19 protein-coding genes, 1 tRNA gene and 1 pseudogene are annotated in these 14,317 nt (G+C 42.4%); 10 read left to right on the top strand and 11 right to left on the bottom strand.

Translation table 11 applies throughout. The annotated features are described in order from the left end of the window. Nucleotides 1-49: 49 nt before the first annotated feature. A complete protein-coding gene (gene ppa, locus ACO05V_RS17755) occupies nt 50-580 on the bottom strand; it encodes an inorganic diphosphatase (RefSeq protein WP_421854631.1) in 531 nt (176 codons plus the stop codon). Between the two features lie 208 nt (nt 581-788). Here ppa and ihfB point away from each other — a divergent pair, with 208 nt between their 5' ends. From ihfB to ACO05V_RS17730, 5 genes are all read left to right on the top strand, one after another. After that, the gene (gene ihfB, locus ACO05V_RS17750) at nt 789-1,097 is read left to right on the top strand and encodes an integration host factor subunit beta (RefSeq protein WP_072841203.1); all 309 of its coding nucleotides are present in this window, start codon (nt 789-791) and stop codon (nt 1,095-1,097) included. Between the two features lie 74 nt (nt 1,098-1,171). Then, a complete protein-coding gene (locus tag ACO05V_RS17745) occupies nt 1,172-1,495 on the top strand; it encodes a LapA family protein (RefSeq protein ID WP_421854628.1) in 324 nt (107 codons plus the stop codon). 5 nt (nt 1,496-1,500) lie between these two features. Then, complete coding sequence (gene lapB / locus ACO05V_RS17740) at nt 1,501-2,679, top strand: lipopolysaccharide assembly protein LapB (protein ID WP_421854625.1); 1,179 nt, start codon at nt 1,501-1,503, stop codon at nt 2,677-2,679. A gap of 60 nt (nt 2,680-2,739) precedes the next feature. Next, the gene (pyrF, locus tag ACO05V_RS17735; protein WP_421854622.1) at nt 2,740-3,447 is read left to right on the top strand and encodes an orotidine-5'-phosphate decarboxylase; all 708 of its coding nucleotides are present in this window, start codon (nt 2,740-2,742) and stop codon (nt 3,445-3,447) included. 146 nt (nt 3,448-3,593) lie between these two features. Beyond that, complete coding sequence (locus tag ACO05V_RS17730) at nt 3,594-3,908, top strand: ComEA family DNA-binding protein (RefSeq protein WP_421854619.1); 315 nt, start codon at nt 3,594-3,596, stop codon at nt 3,906-3,908. Between the two features lie 49 nt (nt 3,909-3,957). Here ACO05V_RS17730 and ACO05V_RS17725 read toward each other — a convergent pair whose 3' ends face one another. Further along, nucleotides 3,958-5,682: a SulP family inorganic anion transporter gene (locus tag ACO05V_RS17725; protein WP_421854616.1), complete on the bottom strand. Its 1,725-nt coding sequence runs from the start codon at nt 5,680-5,682 to the stop codon at nt 3,958-3,960. 277 nt (nt 5,683-5,959) lie between these two features. Here ACO05V_RS17725 and uvrB point away from each other — a divergent pair, with 277 nt between their 5' ends. The 3 genes from uvrB (at nt 5,960) to ACO05V_RS17710 (ending at nt 8,366) form a co-directional block, all read left to right on the top strand. Further along, nucleotides 5,960-7,987 (top strand): excinuclease ABC subunit UvrB, encoded by a 2,028-nt coding sequence (gene uvrB, locus ACO05V_RS17720; RefSeq protein WP_421854613.1) that lies wholly within the window; start codon nt 5,960-5,962, stop codon nt 7,985-7,987. Between the two features lie 31 nt (nt 7,988-8,018). Continuing rightward, nucleotides 8,019-8,207, top strand: a complete 189-nt coding sequence (locus ACO05V_RS17715) for a hypothetical protein (RefSeq protein ID WP_072841210.1) — start codon at nt 8,019-8,021, stop codon at nt 8,205-8,207. Nucleotides 8,208-8,289: 82 nt separating this feature from the next. After that, a tRNA-Val gene (locus ACO05V_RS17710) sits at nt 8,290-8,366 on the top strand. Between the two features lie 199 nt (nt 8,367-8,565). Here the strand turns inward: ACO05V_RS17710 and ACO05V_RS17705 are convergent. The 8 genes and pseudogenes from ACO05V_RS17705 to ACO05V_RS17670 all read right to left on the bottom strand — a co-directional run bounded on the left by ACO05V_RS17705 (nt 8,566) and on the right by ACO05V_RS17670 (nt 13,367). Next, a complete protein-coding gene (locus ACO05V_RS17705) occupies nt 8,566-9,804 on the bottom strand; it encodes a tyrosine-type recombinase/integrase (RefSeq protein WP_421854610.1) in 1,239 nt (412 codons plus the stop codon). Beyond that, nucleotides 9,801-10,112 (bottom strand): hypothetical protein, encoded by a 312-nt coding sequence (locus ACO05V_RS17700; RefSeq protein WP_421854607.1) that lies wholly within the window; start codon nt 10,110-10,112, stop codon nt 9,801-9,803. The genes ACO05V_RS17705 and ACO05V_RS17700 overlap by 4 nt, the downstream gene beginning before the upstream one ends. 8 nt (nt 10,113-10,120) lie before the next feature. Next, nucleotides 10,121-10,585: a hypothetical protein gene (locus tag ACO05V_RS17695; protein ID WP_421854604.1), complete on the bottom strand. Its 465-nt coding sequence runs from the start codon at nt 10,583-10,585 to the stop codon at nt 10,121-10,123. 15 nt (nt 10,586-10,600) lie between these two features. After that, nucleotides 10,601-10,822, bottom strand: coding sequence for a carbon storage regulator CsrA (gene csrA, locus ACO05V_RS17690; protein WP_421857008.1), 222 nt, complete (start codon nt 10,820-10,822; stop codon nt 10,601-10,603). Then, nucleotides 10,814-10,906: pseudogene (locus ACO05V_RS17685) on the bottom strand (carbon storage regulator); the annotation flags it as partial. The pseudogene ACO05V_RS17685 and the gene csrA, both read right to left, overlap by 9 nt. Before the next feature lie 150 nt (nt 10,907-11,056). Further along, entirely contained in the window at nt 11,057-11,872 is an 816-nt protein-coding gene (locus ACO05V_RS17680; RefSeq protein ID WP_421854601.1) for a DUF3037 domain-containing protein, read from the bottom strand. After that, complete coding sequence (locus ACO05V_RS17675; RefSeq protein WP_421854598.1) at nt 11,869-12,675, bottom strand: hypothetical protein; 807 nt, start codon at nt 12,673-12,675, stop codon at nt 11,869-11,871. Before ACO05V_RS17675 ends, ACO05V_RS17680 begins: the two co-directional genes overlap by 4 nt. A gap of 47 nt (nt 12,676-12,722) precedes the next feature. Beyond that, complete coding sequence (locus ACO05V_RS17670) at nt 12,723-13,367, bottom strand: LexA family protein (protein ID WP_421854595.1); 645 nt, start codon at nt 13,365-13,367, stop codon at nt 12,723-12,725. 106 nt (nt 13,368-13,473) lie between these two features. Here ACO05V_RS17670 and ACO05V_RS17665 point away from each other — a divergent pair, with 106 nt between their 5' ends. Together ACO05V_RS17665 and ACO05V_RS17660 are read left to right on the top strand one after the other, a co-directional pair. Continuing rightward, the gene (locus tag ACO05V_RS17665; RefSeq protein ID WP_421854592.1) at nt 13,474-13,659 is read left to right on the top strand and encodes a Cro/CI family transcriptional regulator; all 186 of its coding nucleotides are present in this window, start codon (nt 13,474-13,476) and stop codon (nt 13,657-13,659) included. A gap of 47 nt (nt 13,660-13,706) precedes the next feature. Continuing rightward, complete coding sequence (locus tag ACO05V_RS17660) at nt 13,707-13,985, top strand: hypothetical protein (protein ID WP_421854589.1); 279 nt, start codon at nt 13,707-13,709, stop codon at nt 13,983-13,985. Here the strand turns inward: ACO05V_RS17660 and ACO05V_RS17655 are convergent. Then, nucleotides 13,982-14,281, bottom strand: coding sequence for a hypothetical protein (locus ACO05V_RS17655; RefSeq protein WP_421854587.1), 300 nt, complete (start codon nt 14,279-14,281; stop codon nt 13,982-13,984). The two genes, ACO05V_RS17660 and ACO05V_RS17655, sit on opposite strands and share 4 nt — an antisense overlap. Nucleotides 14,282-14,317 lie beyond the last annotated feature (36 nt).

Below are 14,317 nucleotides of genomic sequence, written 5' to 3'. Positions count from 1 at the left end.
CTAGGATCGGTTTTTTTATGTCTACAATAAAGCGTTTAGAACAAACGAATTACTGAGCGTTGTAAGCTTCGATGCCTTCAACGATGGCTTTTTTCGCTTCATCTGCGTTCGCCCAACCTTCTACTTTTACCCACTTGCCTTTTTCAAGGGTTTTGTAGTTTTCGAAGAAATGTTCGATTTGATCGCGTAGCAATTGTGGAATGTCGTTCACGTCTTGGATATGACCGTATTCTTTGCTTAGTTTCTCGTGAGGAACAGCAACCAATTTAGCGTCCATGCCTGCTTCGTCAGACATGTTCAATACGCCAACAGGGCGGCAACGAATAACAGAGCCAGGAACAACTGGGTAAGGTGTGATAACTAGAACGTCAACTGGGTCTCCGTCGTCAGCCAATGTGTTGTTCACATAACCGTAGTTTGCTGGGTAAAACATAGGCGCCGTCATGAAGCGATCAACAACAAGCGCGTCCATATCATGGTCAACTTCGTATTTTACTGGGTTCGCTTGTGCTGGAATTTCGATGATAACGTTGATGTCGTTTGGTGCATCTTTGCCAGCAGGGATTTTGTTGTAGCTCATTATTGTTTCTTCCAATGTGTTAAATATGGGCGATATTATAAAAGCTAGACAGCTTCTATGCTAGTTGTGGAACGCATCCATTCGTAATATTCGCTATTCCAACAGAATAAAATGAGTAAAAATAGCCTTATAATGTGTTAACTTATTGCTTTCTTTCTGAATTTAGCTAGTCTTACACAGTGATCAAATTATAGTCGCGAGGACAGTAATGACAAAATCTGAGCTGATAGAGCTGCTAATCGATCAGCAATCTCATTTACCTGTGAAAGATGTTGAGCAAGCAATCAAGGCAATGCTTGAACATATGTCTGACTCTTTGGCAAATGGTGAGCGCATTGAGATACGAGGCTTTGGTAGTTTTTCTCTGCATTATCGAGCACCTAGAATAGGCCGAAACCCTAAAACTGGGGAGTCTGTTGAGTTGAGCGCGAAATATGTACCTCATTTTAAACCAGGTAAAGAGTTGAGAGAGTTAGTCAATTTACCTGAAGACAATGAGATCAACGAACTTAACTAATTTACGTCTTATGCCTCGAAATCTTTGAGCTATCACGGCATAATAACGCCATTCTATTTTTGGTAGGTTGTTTTATGCTTAAATGGCTGAAAAGAGTTACTTACACTGTACTCGTTGTTTTCTTTCTCGCCGTGGGTGTGTTTTTTGCCATCCGTAATCCGCAACTTATTTCTCTCGATCTTGTTTTTTGGCAAGGTCCCGAATTGAGTGTCGCCCTTTACATCATTTTATCTTTTACCGTTGGGGCTTGTGTGGCTCTTTTGGTGAGCTCTGTAGCGTATTTACGTAGTGAACGCCAGATTAGGGTGCTGACTCGTAAATATGAAAAAGCACGAGATGAAGTGGATGCCTTGCGTAAAGCCTCTATTGCTAAAGAGCTTTCTGTTGGGAAGGAGTAATTGAGTTGACCGAAGTTGGTTTATTTTTAGTTCTTTTTGTCGCGCTCTTCGTTGGCTGGGCAATGGGGCGCAAAAATCCGACTAAGAAAAATAAGCAGGTTAAGAAAAACATTCCGACGGATTACTTTCGCGGTCTCAACCATTTACTTAACGATCAGCATTCCGAGGCCATTGATGCCTTTGTTGATTCCCTAGAAGTTAATTCTGATACTTTCGATATTCACCTTACATTAGGCAATTTGTTTCGTAAAAAAGGCGAAATACAAAAAGCCATTAACATTCATCAAAATCTACTTGCTCGTCCTGAAATATCACAGCGTGAAATGCGCATGGTACAATTGGAATTAGCCAGTGACTTTATGTCGGCAGGCTTGTTAGATAGAGCTGGGCGTCTTTTACTTAATATGGCGTCCACATCGCGAAAAAGTGAATTTCAGCCAAAAATACTTACCTTGCTTGTAGATCTTTATGAGTTTGAACAAAGCTGGGATAAAGCCATTCAAATTGGCTCCGAGTTGATAAAAGAAACACCTACTAAAAAAGAAATTAAGCGGTTGGCACATTTTCACTGTGAAATGGCGCAAGAGCTACAAAAGAAAGAGCAATGGAAGCAGGCATTTCAACATTATAAAGAAGCTTTAGATGTTGATTCTAGCTGTGTTCGTGCGAGCATCGGCGCTGCTGATGTCTTAAATAGTCAAGGTCGTTTCCGAGATGCGATCAAAGAATTAAAGCATGCAGTGGAACAAGACCCAGAATTCATTTCGATTATTATCCCCAAACTAAAAGAATGTTACCAAAAAGTATGGGGCAGTGGCGGTTACATTAAATTCTTGCAAGAGCAGAATCAGAAAAAGCCCACTACAGCGTTAATTATGGCGCTTGTTCAGCATTACATGGAAACCGATAAAGACTACGCAGAAATGTTCTTGGTCGAGCAATTAAGAAAGCACCCGACTATTAAAGGCTTTAAAGAGTTGATTAGTTTGCAACTTGCCGATTCCCAAGGATATAACCAACAACATTTAGTGGTTTTGTTTGAACTTATTGATCAGTTGGTTCAAGCAAAACACAAATACCAATGCCGCCAATGTGGCTTTCCAGGCCATCAATTACATTGGCAGTGTCCAAGTTGTAAAAATTGGGGTGTGGTGAAACCGATCCATGGCTTGGAAGGTGAATAAAGCCACTTAAGCATTGCGATACTTACATATAGATAGAAATACAAAGAAAGAGGACACTGAATGAGCTGCCAATCCCCTATAGTGGTTGCCCTAGATTACCCAACCATGGCGCAATCTATTGAGATGGCGAAACGACTTGACCCTAAGCAGTGTCGAGTGAAAGTCGGCAAAGAGTTATTTACCACCGCTGGTCCTGTGATTTTGGATGAACTGCATAAGCTGGGTTTTGAGATTTTTCTTGATCTTAAATTTCATGATATTCCAAATACGGTTGCTAATGCAGTGAGCGTAGCAGCAAAAGCGGGCGTTTGGATGGTGAACGTGCATGCCTCTGGTGGTCGTCGAATGATGGAAGCCTCTGCCAATGCATTACAGCAGCTGCCTGATAATAAAACTCTATTGATCGCGGTAACGGTCCTGACCAGTATGGATAAAACCGACCTTGTGGAAATCGGTATCGACGCAACACCTGAGCAACATGTTAAGTGTCTTGCTGCCTTGGCTAAATCTTCTGGTATGGACGGTGTGGTTTGTTCTGCTCAAGAGTCCAGTATGTTGTCTGCTGATTTAGGCAAAGATTTTGTTTTAGTCACGCCGGGTATTCGCCCGGCTGGATCTGATCAAGGTGATCAGAAACGCATTATGACACCAGCTGAAGCCATGGCTGCGGGCAGTCATTACCTTGTGATGGGGCGTCCAATTACGCAGGCGACTGATCCTATTGCCGTATTAACTCAGGCGAATGCAGATTTAGGTGTGATGGCATAAATTGCCAGACCTGGGTCTTGAAGTCTGATTAAAAAGCTTTTACTCTAAAACCACTTATTTGTTTCAACCTTGTTGATGCGGTAAGTGGTTTTTTATTGGCACGATGCCATCTTTTGTTTTTAAAAGAATTTGAAAAGGATTTTTCTATGACGAATTTCAAGCGTATTTTTCGTGTTTGTGTTTCTCGCTCACTTCTTGTTATCTCCCTCGCTTTTATGCCTTTCTCACTTTTTGCTGCTACGCCTTTGGATATAAATACCGCAACGGCTGCTCAGTTTGCTGCGGTAATGTCAGGTGTTGGTGCTAAAAAAGCGGAAGCTATTATTGCTTATAGAGAAGCGAATGGTGGTTTTGAGTCCATTGATCAATTGTCTCAAGTTAAGGGCATTGGCGATGTGCTTTTGACTCGTAATCGGGATTTACTTCAAGTAAAAGCAACTGACAATAGCTCAGCAAATTAGCAATGCTGGTTTGCCGTATCAATCTGAACGGTGGCTAAAAACAAGCGGATTATATATCCGCTTGTTTTATTGTTAAGGCTTTCATGGCTTTGTGTTGGGTTAAAAAGACTTCTCCGCTCAGATTTTCTATTAGGCTCGACCCCGTTAGTTTATCCATTACTGGGCCTTTTATTTCAGAAAAATGCAGCATGACTCCAGCGGATTTCAATCTATCATCAATGGTTTCTAAACTGTCTAATGCACTGGCATCTATCATGTTGACTGCGTTGCACATGAGAATAAGATGTTTGATATCTTTATGATTAGAGACCAGAGTTAATACATAATCTTCCAGCACTCTAGTGTTGGCAAAGAAGAGGTTTTCATCAATTCGAATAGTGACTATTTCTGGGTCGGTTTCGACTTCAAAACGCTTCACATTACGAAAGTGTTCAGTTCCTGGAAGACGACCCACTACAGCAATATGGGGATGGCTTGTATGCCAAAGAAAGAACAATAGTGACAAGGAAACCCCAACGATTATTCCAGTCTCCATGCCAATAAATAGCACGACAAAGAAGGTGGCTAACGAGCCGAGAGCTTCTTGTTTAGAGAAACGATACAGTCTTAAGAAGTCTTTAAAATCGATAAGCTGCAAAATAGAAATAGTAATGCTGCTTGCTAGTACCGCTGTTGGAAGGTAATAAAAAAGCGGTGTGAAAAACAGCAAGGTTACCAGCATCAGTAGTCCGGTTAAAATCCCCGTCATTGGCGTTTGGGCGCCAGCACTAACATTGACTACCGATCTTGAAAAACCACCCGTCACTGGGAAAGAAGCACTGAGTGCTGCGCCTAAGTTTGCCAATCCTAATCCGATCAATTCTTGGTTTGGATTAATATCTTGCTTGCGTTTAGCCGCAAAAGATTGAGCAACAGAGACTGATCCAACAAAGCCCACAATACTTATTAGAACAGCACCCGGTAACAGATCAACCATAGCATCAAGAGTAAATTGCTCGAAAGGTATCGTGGGTAAACTGTTGTTGATATTGCCAACAATTTTAATACCAAGGGAATCTAGAGAAAATAGAGCAACACAACTGGTTGTTACAACGACGACAACGACTGGACCTGCTTTGCCAAGCATTTTAGCGGTATTGTCTGCTAAGCCTAGTTTACTGAGAATAGGTGTTAGATAGCGTTTTAGTAAGATTAAAAGAGCAATTGAAATGGCGCTTAGGGTTACCGTTGGCAAGTTGATGCCATTCATATTCTGCATCATGCTTTGCGCCAGCTCGATTAGATTATTGCCATGGGCTTGAACACCAATTAAGTGCTTGAATTGACCAACAGCAATTAAAATTGCGGAAGCACTGATAAAACCAGAAATAACCGGATGACTGAGTAAGTTAGACAAAAAGCCCATTTTTAATAGGCTCATTAGAATCAAAAATACACCGGATAAAAACGCCAGCATCATGGCAACGGCGGCATAATTTTCACTGCCTGGTAATGCGAACGGCATGGCAATCGTTGCGGTCATCATAGAAGTGATGGCAACCGGGCCAACGGCGAGTGTGCGGCTAGTGCCAAAGAGAGAATATAAAATAGAGGGGATGATACCAGCGTATAGGCCAACGACAGCGGGTAATCCTGCTAGCAAGGCGTAGCCCATACTTTGTGGAATTAATAGGATGGTTGCAATAAAGCTGGCCATTGCATCCGTTTGTATGTCTTCTCGTGAATAGCCTTTTAGCCAAGCCATCGCTGGAAAGTATTTTTCCAATTTAGTCATGTAACTCGCTTAAACAATATTTCGATTGGATGATTTGTAATCATGGAATATAAAAACGCAAACCAGATTCCCTACTGCTAATGTTTGTATGGTGGTTTTGTTATAAGAATATCTCATTATGTTATATGTGGTGGCGGTATTGGTAAAGCCGAATATTGTTAGTTTTTCTGAAAGAGGTTTCCCTGTATCAAGTTGCTATGAGTGATTGAAATACCAGACGTCTCTGGCAAAATTTGGTAATCTATTGAGTCGATTGTAAAGCTAAGGGAAAATATCCGTGTCGCACGAGTTTCAGGTTGTTTCATCTTATTCACCCGCAGGCGATCAGCCTAAAGCCATTGAAAAACTTGTTCGTGGTGTCGAAGCGGGCTTGGCTCACCAAACCTTACTTGGGGTAACTGGCTCAGGTAAAACCTACACCATTGCCAATGTCATCTCGCAAGTGAAGCGCCCAACGATTGTCATGGCGCACAACAAAACCTTGGCGGCACAGCTTTATGGCGAATTTAAAGAATTCTTTCCCAATAACGCCGTGGAATATTTTGTTTCCTATTACGATTATTACCAGCCAGAAGCTTATGTGGCTGCATCTGATACCTTCATTGAGAAAGACGCGTCAGTCAACGAACACATAGAGCAAATGCGACTGTCGGCGACTAAGGCCTTGTTAGAGCGGGAAGACGTTATTATTGTCGCGACGGTGTCGGCGATTTATGGTTTGGGCGATCCGCAATCTTATTTAAAAATGATGTTGCACCTTGATCGTGGTGATCGCATTGATCAGCGTGATGTGCTGCGTCGCTTGGCTGAGCTGCAATACAGCCGCAACGACTTGGTATTAGAGCGTGGTAATTTCCGTGTGCGTGGTGATGTTATTGAAGTCTTCCCAGCGGATTCGGAAGACACTGCGATTCGTATCGAGCTATTTGATGATGAAGTCGAAACCTTGTCGATGATCGACCCGTTAACCAATAAAACCATTCGTAAAGTTCCCCGCGTGACCATCTACCCGAAAACTCACTATGTGACGCCAAAAGAAACCGTACAAGCGGCGATTGAACGTATTAAGATGGAATTGGATCAGCGTCTTGAGCAGCTTAAATCGCTTAATAAATTGGTGGAAATGCAACGCCTTGATCAGCGTACGCGATACGATTTAGAAATGATGCAAGAACTGGGTTATTGCAACGGCATAGAAAACTACTCGCGTTATTTATCTGGTCGTGAAGAAGGTTCGCCACCACCAACGTTATTCGATTACCTGCCAGCTAATGCGTTACTCGTTATCGACGAATCACACGTTACTGTGTCGCAGATTGGCGCCATGTACAAAGGTGACAGATCTCGTAAAGAAAACCTTGTTGAGTATGGCTTTCGTTTGCCTTCTGCCCTTGATAATCGTCCTATGCGATTTGAAGAATGGGAACAGATTAAACCGCAAACTATCTTTGTCTCGGCAACACCGGGTAAATACGAAGCAGAGCATCAAGACTGGGTGGTAGAGCAAATTGTACGCCCGACAGGCTTGATAGATCCTATATTAGAAGTTCGACCTGTGGCGACTCAGGTGGACGATTTGTTGTCTGAAATTAATCTACGAACGCCGATTGGCGAACGCGTTTTAGTGACCACTTTAACCAAGCGCATGGCGGAAGATTTAAGCGACTACCTGAGCGATCATGGTGTTCGAGTACGTTATTTGCATTCTGACATCGACACGGTAGAACGAGTGGAGATCATTCGTGATTTACGTCTAGGTGAGTTTGATGTGTTAGTGGGTATCAACTTACTGCGAGAAGGTTTGGATATTCCAGAAGTGAGTCTTGTGGCGATTCTTGATGCCGATAAAGAAGGCTTCTTGCGCTCAGAAAAGTCGCTTATTCAAACCATTGGTCGTGCTGCTCGTAACGTTAATGGTAAAGCCATTTTATACGCCGACCGTATTACAGGATCCATGGAGCGCGCGATCAGCGAAACCGATCGTCGTCGTGAAAAGCAAAAAGCCCATAACGAAGAACATGGCATTACACCCGTCGGCATCACTAAATCTGTCGAAGACATCATGGAAGGGGCGTACAACCCCGGTGCTGGCAAACGCGGTAACAAAACCAAGAAAGTGGCTGAGACTGCAAAAGATTATCAAGTGGAAAGCATGGAAGATGTGGCGCAAGTTCGTAAAGCCATGATCCAACTGCAAAAAGAAATGATGTTAGCCTCAGAAGAGCTTAAATTCGAGCTCGCTGCTGGTTATCGAGATCAGATTCGTCAGCTGCAACGAAAACTAAAAGACGTTGGTGAATCGTAACTCTTGGATTCAAAGAAAAAAGGAGCCTTGAATGGCCATCACTCTTAGAAATTACAATATTATCCGTGTCATCGATAACGGTGTAATAGTCAACTGCACCGTAATTGAAATGTGCTACGACTACGCACTGGTTCGATTTAAAGACAAAAAATACAAAGTGCCTTATGGCTTAATTGATGAAGTGATTGGTCATGAACTGCTTGTTCCAGTCAGTGAATAAGGGTTTTAAAACAAAGGCTTCAAAAAATATCAACGAGGGCTTGTCAAAAGCAAACCTCTGCGTATAATAGCCAACACTTTTTAGGACTATAGCTCAGTTGGTTAGAGCGCATCCTTGACATGGATGAGGTCAGCAGTTCGAATCTGCTTAGTCCTACCACCGAATAAAGTAATAAAATCAAGGGCTTACGTTAATTCGTAAGCCCTTTTTTTGTTTTTAATTTCCTTAAAATTTCCGAAAAATTTCCAAACGATAGTTATTTTTAAGCGCTTTTCATGGTGTTTTTTGGCTTCTTAGTGGGTGCGGACTAAGCTTTCTGTGCTGACTTTTTCGTTCAGGCCAAAAAAAAGAGGGCTGTTTAGCCCTCTTCGTCGATTAATTTTGCCAGTTCTGGCGGAAGTTCGTTATGCCGCCAATCTATGTCTTCTATCGCTATGTTGCTAATGTCTAATTCAGCGGCAACTTGTAAGGGCTTAGGTTTTTCATGCCCTTCTATGTAGTGGTCTGTTGTGCTTTCTTTTGCATGCCCAGCTAGTGCCATAATGTAATCTTTTGGATAGCCGGCTTTGTGGTAGAGCATGATGCCAAGTGCTCGTATGTCATGAAACATGGGGCGCTCTTTTGGTTCCAAGTGATCATACGCGCCGCTTATGTCTCGCCATTTACGAAACTGTTTCGTTAGATAATCGGGCAAGATGTAAAAAGGGTGTGGCTTCGCTGTCATGTCTCGTTTGTCCATTCGGGCTGGGCGACAGTGGATCAGGTAGGGGCATTTGGTTTTGCTGGCCATTGCATCTTGTACTGAGTTCCACAAGGCGTCTCCCATGGTGATATCGATAAAGACAGGGTGTTTATATCGTCGGGTTTTTCGTTGCAGTATACGAATGGTTCTTTTTTCTAAGTCGATGTCTTTTAAAAACTGTATTTCGACTAGGTCGCCTCGACGTTGAAGGCTGTACATGGCAATGTCCATGGCGCGTTTTAACCAATCTGGAGCCGCATCTCTGACTTTCATATAACCGCTTAAGGTATGTCGTTCGCGTTGTCTTGGTTCTGGTATGGCGGCTTTTAGTTCGTTGGCTGGGTTGTCGTCTCGATAACCTGTTGTGACGGCATAACGAAAAAGCTCCCGTAATAACGGGACGTGCTTTGCCTGGGCGTGGGGTGTTTTTGTTTTGACAAGGTTGGCAAGGTCAAAGGTGCGGATATCTTGGACTCGCATTTTGCCCCAGTTGTCCATGTACTCGTCGAGTTTATACTTTTTGCTCGCAATGGTTTCTTTGCCTTGTTTACCCTGTTCTAGGGCGGCATCAAGATTGGTCACTTTGAACTCGTCTATCACTTGTGGCATGGGCGGGTTTTGTGGGTTGTAGTTGCGTAACTCTTCAGCGCGTTTTGATATACGGTTGATGAGTGATTCTTGGTTGTTAAGAGCAATGTTAAGCGCCATAGCGGCATCTTCCGCTGCCTTTTGTGGGATGTCTCGACCTAGCGATTCCATCGTGCCATCAGGCATCTTATAGTAATAATACTTGCTTCCATTTGGGCGAGTGATGACTTTAAGATTGGCGCATAACTTGTTCTTGCGAGGGCTCATCTCAACTCAATTCCTTTGTCCATTACGTAGTTTGAAAGAATAGCATCAGCAATGGCGTTGCCTGTTTTAGGACGATCTATTTTTGCTTGTTGCTGTACTGGCTTGTCTTCTGAATAGCCGTAAGCGGCTGATCCATCGGGTAGAACCCATATAAACCAGATATTGCCTTCTTTTGTTGCAGGAAGTTCACCTTGACGACATTGGCGACATAGGTTTGCTCGTTCTGCTTTCGGATCAACGAAGTTGTTTTTCGCGTATTCGCTTAGGCGCTGTTTGCGAGGCCACTTGGGCTTGATTTGGCTCATCATCCTTCTCCTTAAGCGGCTTGTTGTTTGTCTTTCAGCACTGACATGGCGAGTTCAAAGCCGTGGTAACCATGGGCGAAGACGCTTCTTTGTTGCGTGTCTAGCTCGCCGTGTTGGTTATATGGATTGCGCCAGTGTTTTGGGTTGGCGTATTTGGCTAGGGTTTCTAGTAGCTTGCTGTTGTCTACTTCTGCACGTTCTGCCAGTAAGTCGCTGATACGTGAGAAAGAGGTGTTGAGCTGGTTTTCTAGCTCTTTCACCGTGCGTTCTAGCTGTTCATTTTTGCTTTTAACACGGTAGTTTTCCCCAGCGGCACGGGCTAGGTTGTCACGCATGCTGTCTGACATTGATGCGATGCAGGCAAGCAGCTCGTATCCTTCGATAGCTGCGACCAATTCGGCAACGGTAATTGGGTTGCTGTTGGCGTCGTGTCCTGCGATTTGGTCGCTTTTCCAGCTTATTGACTCTGTGTTCATGATGATCTCCTTGCCTTACGCGTTGGCCGTTGCTTGTTGGGCTTTTTCGGCTTGGATGCGTTCGTAGATCTCTTCACGGTGGATGCTGACATCTTTTGGAGCCTTGATACCTAATCGAACTTGCATGCCTTTTACACTTAAGGGGGTGACGCTGATATCTTTACCAATGTTGATGGGTTCGTTCACTTTGCGAGTGACGACAAGAAGTTCGGGGCTGGCGGTGCGAATTCGGATCATATTGCCTTTGATGCCAGAAATGATCACTGCGATGTTGTCGCCAATGTAGATTGCTTCGCCGATGCGTCTAGTTAAAATTAACATGATTCCTATCCTTTGGTTTGCTTATTTAAGTTTGCTTAAGTTATAACTTAGTAAAACTTAAATGTTATGTCAAGCAAAATTTAGGAAAACTTAAATTTAATAATAAAAAAAACCACAAGAAGTGGTTTTTTTTTACATCGAAAGGCGTTTTTAGTGGCTCATATGTGCGTATTTTTCGATGATATCAATGTATTTTTTCTGGTCGTCTAGTGATTCCCAGTTGTATATTTCTGCATCATCACGAACAACTAAGTCAATAAGCCCTTGATTTCGGCTTTCATTTACTGTGTTGGCTGAGTAAACAAAATAACGTTTAACATCGTTGTCTAAAACTTTTTCCGCATGAGCGTATGTCCATAGCTTATCTGTTGTCTGCCTACGCTTTTCTGGCAAACTTTGCTGAGTATTGAAATCAACCGTTTCTGTTAAGTGGTAAACGCCATTTTTAAGCATGAACTCGGCCTTGATGTCAGCGGCTTCATCCAACGTATAATTAGGGACTACTTTGTGCTTCAGTATATCGTCTTGTTTATTTCCAAGAAGATTCTTGTCTGCAAAGCATTTTTTAATATTTGTAGCAAGCATGGAGCGATGCGTCTGACGTTGTGTTCTAGGTGGCTCAACTAGCATCATCATAAGTTGATTTATTTTTTGGCTGTAAGATTTTTCGCTCTTTGCCATGAAATAGCCTAGGCCGCCTATTGTAATTGGGCCGCCAAATGACTTTATGGTTTTATGTTTATCTTCCACTGTTTCGGTATGGCTTGTAAAAAACTCATATCTTTCAGTTATATCGCTAAGGCAATCTTCTACTATGCCATTTACAAACCATTGGAGTTTGGTTGAGTTCTCAAGTAGGCGAATATCCAGCTCTTTTCCTTTGAATACAATAATACCAATGTTAACCGTTTCCTGACGTTTCGAATCGGCTGTGCATTTTAGTAGGCTGTAGTGAAAGGTGTTCATGGCGCTAGACCTCTTGATTTAAGTTCTTCTATCCGTGATTTAAACTTGTCTGATCCCCACCAAGTTAGAAAGTCTTGACGTATGTTCTCAGAGAGCCATTCTAAAGGGATTTTATCTAGGATTGGTATGATTTTTGATTTATGTATAGCAGAAATCTCATTTAATGTCTGTTCTGCAGCTTCGTGAACATGAAAATTCTTTTCAAAAAACCTAAGCTGTCCAAGCCCTGTATTAGCAAAAAGCTTTTCGTTAACTCGAAATACGTCAAAGCCATCGTAACCATTATCTGGCATGTTAAATAGAGCTCTTCCGAAGTCAAAAGCAAGTGTCGAAATAGTGGTCCTATTTTTAACTAATAAGTAGTTGTTCCAATGTCTATCAATGTTGTTGATAAATAAGTCTAGCCCATAGATCTTACCGATGGTGTTAAAGTTGGTAAAACTCTCATCTAATTCTTTATGTATCCATGTTTGTATGTAAGGTTCGGCAGAGTGAGGGAGAGCGCCTCCGTCCCATTGGCTTCCAAATGCTAACTTACCATCAAAAAGACGAACTATTTCATAGCGTGGGGTCGGGATTATAAGTAAGCGGCACAGTTCATGGCAGAATAATTCAACGGCGGGAATGTATTCCAAATGCTCTATACCTTGCTTGATAGCATATTCCCGATAATCATTGCCTATGCCTGTTCCGATCATGTCGGCGGAGCCTGTGTCGTTCGGAAAAAAGTCAATGATATCAATAGGCAAGAAGCTTGTTTGTGAGTTATCAGAAACCTGAGGGCGGATTGTTTTTATACTCATTGAAATCCTTTTCTATTTTTTAGGTTGCCTAAGAATTAGGCACTTTCTTAAAATTTATATTTTGACTCGGTAACTACACCTACAATTCTGCAGTTGCCATTAATCGCAATGGGATTATAGCTTTGATTTAGTGGCTTCAGATATTTTTGGCCAGCATCTATCACTAGTTTTTTGAAAGTGACTTCATCGGTACCCTCCAGCTTGGCAACTACTAGGCTTCCATTTTCGGCAGGTATGTTGGGATTTACCAATATCAAACTACCTTCAGGAACACTAATACCACTCTGAGCAGTCATACTATCACCAATGACTTTAAGCCAAAAAGCATTTTCCTCTACAGAAGATGGGGCTTCTTCCCATTGAATTTCGTCACCTAGAGCTCTGTAATCTATAGCTTCTGTCCAAGCACCTGCTTGTACATGGCTTATAACAGGTAGCTTTTTCATCTTCTGCTGAAAAGGCGGAGCGATGACATTACTTTCATGTTGAGAATCAATTCCTGATATCAACCAGTTGGCTTGTGTTTTTAGTGTCTGAGCAAGCTTATATAGATTTTCCCCATTTGGCGCGGTTGTGTCGCTTTCCCATTGGGAGACTGTGACGTGAGAAACCCCAACTAATTTTGATAGCTGCAATTGAGTGATGTTCTGCTCATTACGCTTTTCACGTATTCGTAATCCTAATGTTTTCATTTAAGGAATCCTAAAAAAATATATGTAAGTAATCTTAAGTTATTTTGACTTAAGTTTTCCTAAGATATTAAACTTAGTAAAACTTAAATTTCGAGTTGGACGAAACATGCTCAAACAACGATTGATTGATCACTTTGGTAGCGGGACAAAGATTGCTGAGTTTTTGAAAATTTCACAAAGCTCTGTCTCTCAATGGGGCGATGTGATCCCAGAGAAGCAAGCCCTCCGAATCGAAAAGCTGACCAATGGCGCGTTGAAGTACGACTCAGCGCTTTATACCAAATCAGCTTAGCGAACGATTTTTAACCAGAACACGTTTAGTTATTTCAGGAGAAAACAATGAGTGAACAGCAAGAGATACGCCGCGTCATTATTAACCCTAGCGCTGTAAGTGTAGTGCGAGCTTTGAATCATTTAAGAGATTCCTGTAACACCGCAGGATTAAGTCTTCAACGCTCCGGCTTAAATGATACGAAGGTCAGAGATCAAATATTTCAAACAGAAAAAATGGTTGAGGCTGTCCTGAAAGACATAACAAACCTCACTATCACGCCTGAATTTTTTAATAAAGACAGGGGCTCTAAAGAAACGCCGCCCCTGTCTGAGGAGGGGAGCTAATCCTCCTCGTATTCCTCAGGTGCTTTTTCCACGATATAGCATCTGAATTTTCTAATTAGGTCAGGAATGGATTCTTCACCGAGGAAGGGAAGACAGTCGACGGTGGGGATTAATACGTTGTTCTCAATTTCGTAGGTAACAGAGACAACAATAAATCCATCTGGAGCCTTTAGGTCTAGTTGCTCTTCTGGAAGGTTAAGAACTTCTAAGAAGCGGGGCACAGGGCCAGAAATGTTTGGGAGCCTTTTACTAACGTGAAGGCTCTCACCGATTTCTTTGAGAATCACAATATTCATGCGCTTTCCTTGCTTGCTGAGTAATGGAATACCGAA

It is taken from the genome of Marinomonas sp., from assembly GCF_965225885.1.
In the GTDB taxonomy this organism is placed as follows: Bacteria; Pseudomonadota; Gammaproteobacteria; order Pseudomonadales; family Marinomonadaceae; genus Marinomonas.
This window is presented reverse-complemented; position numbering and strand designations above follow the sequence as displayed.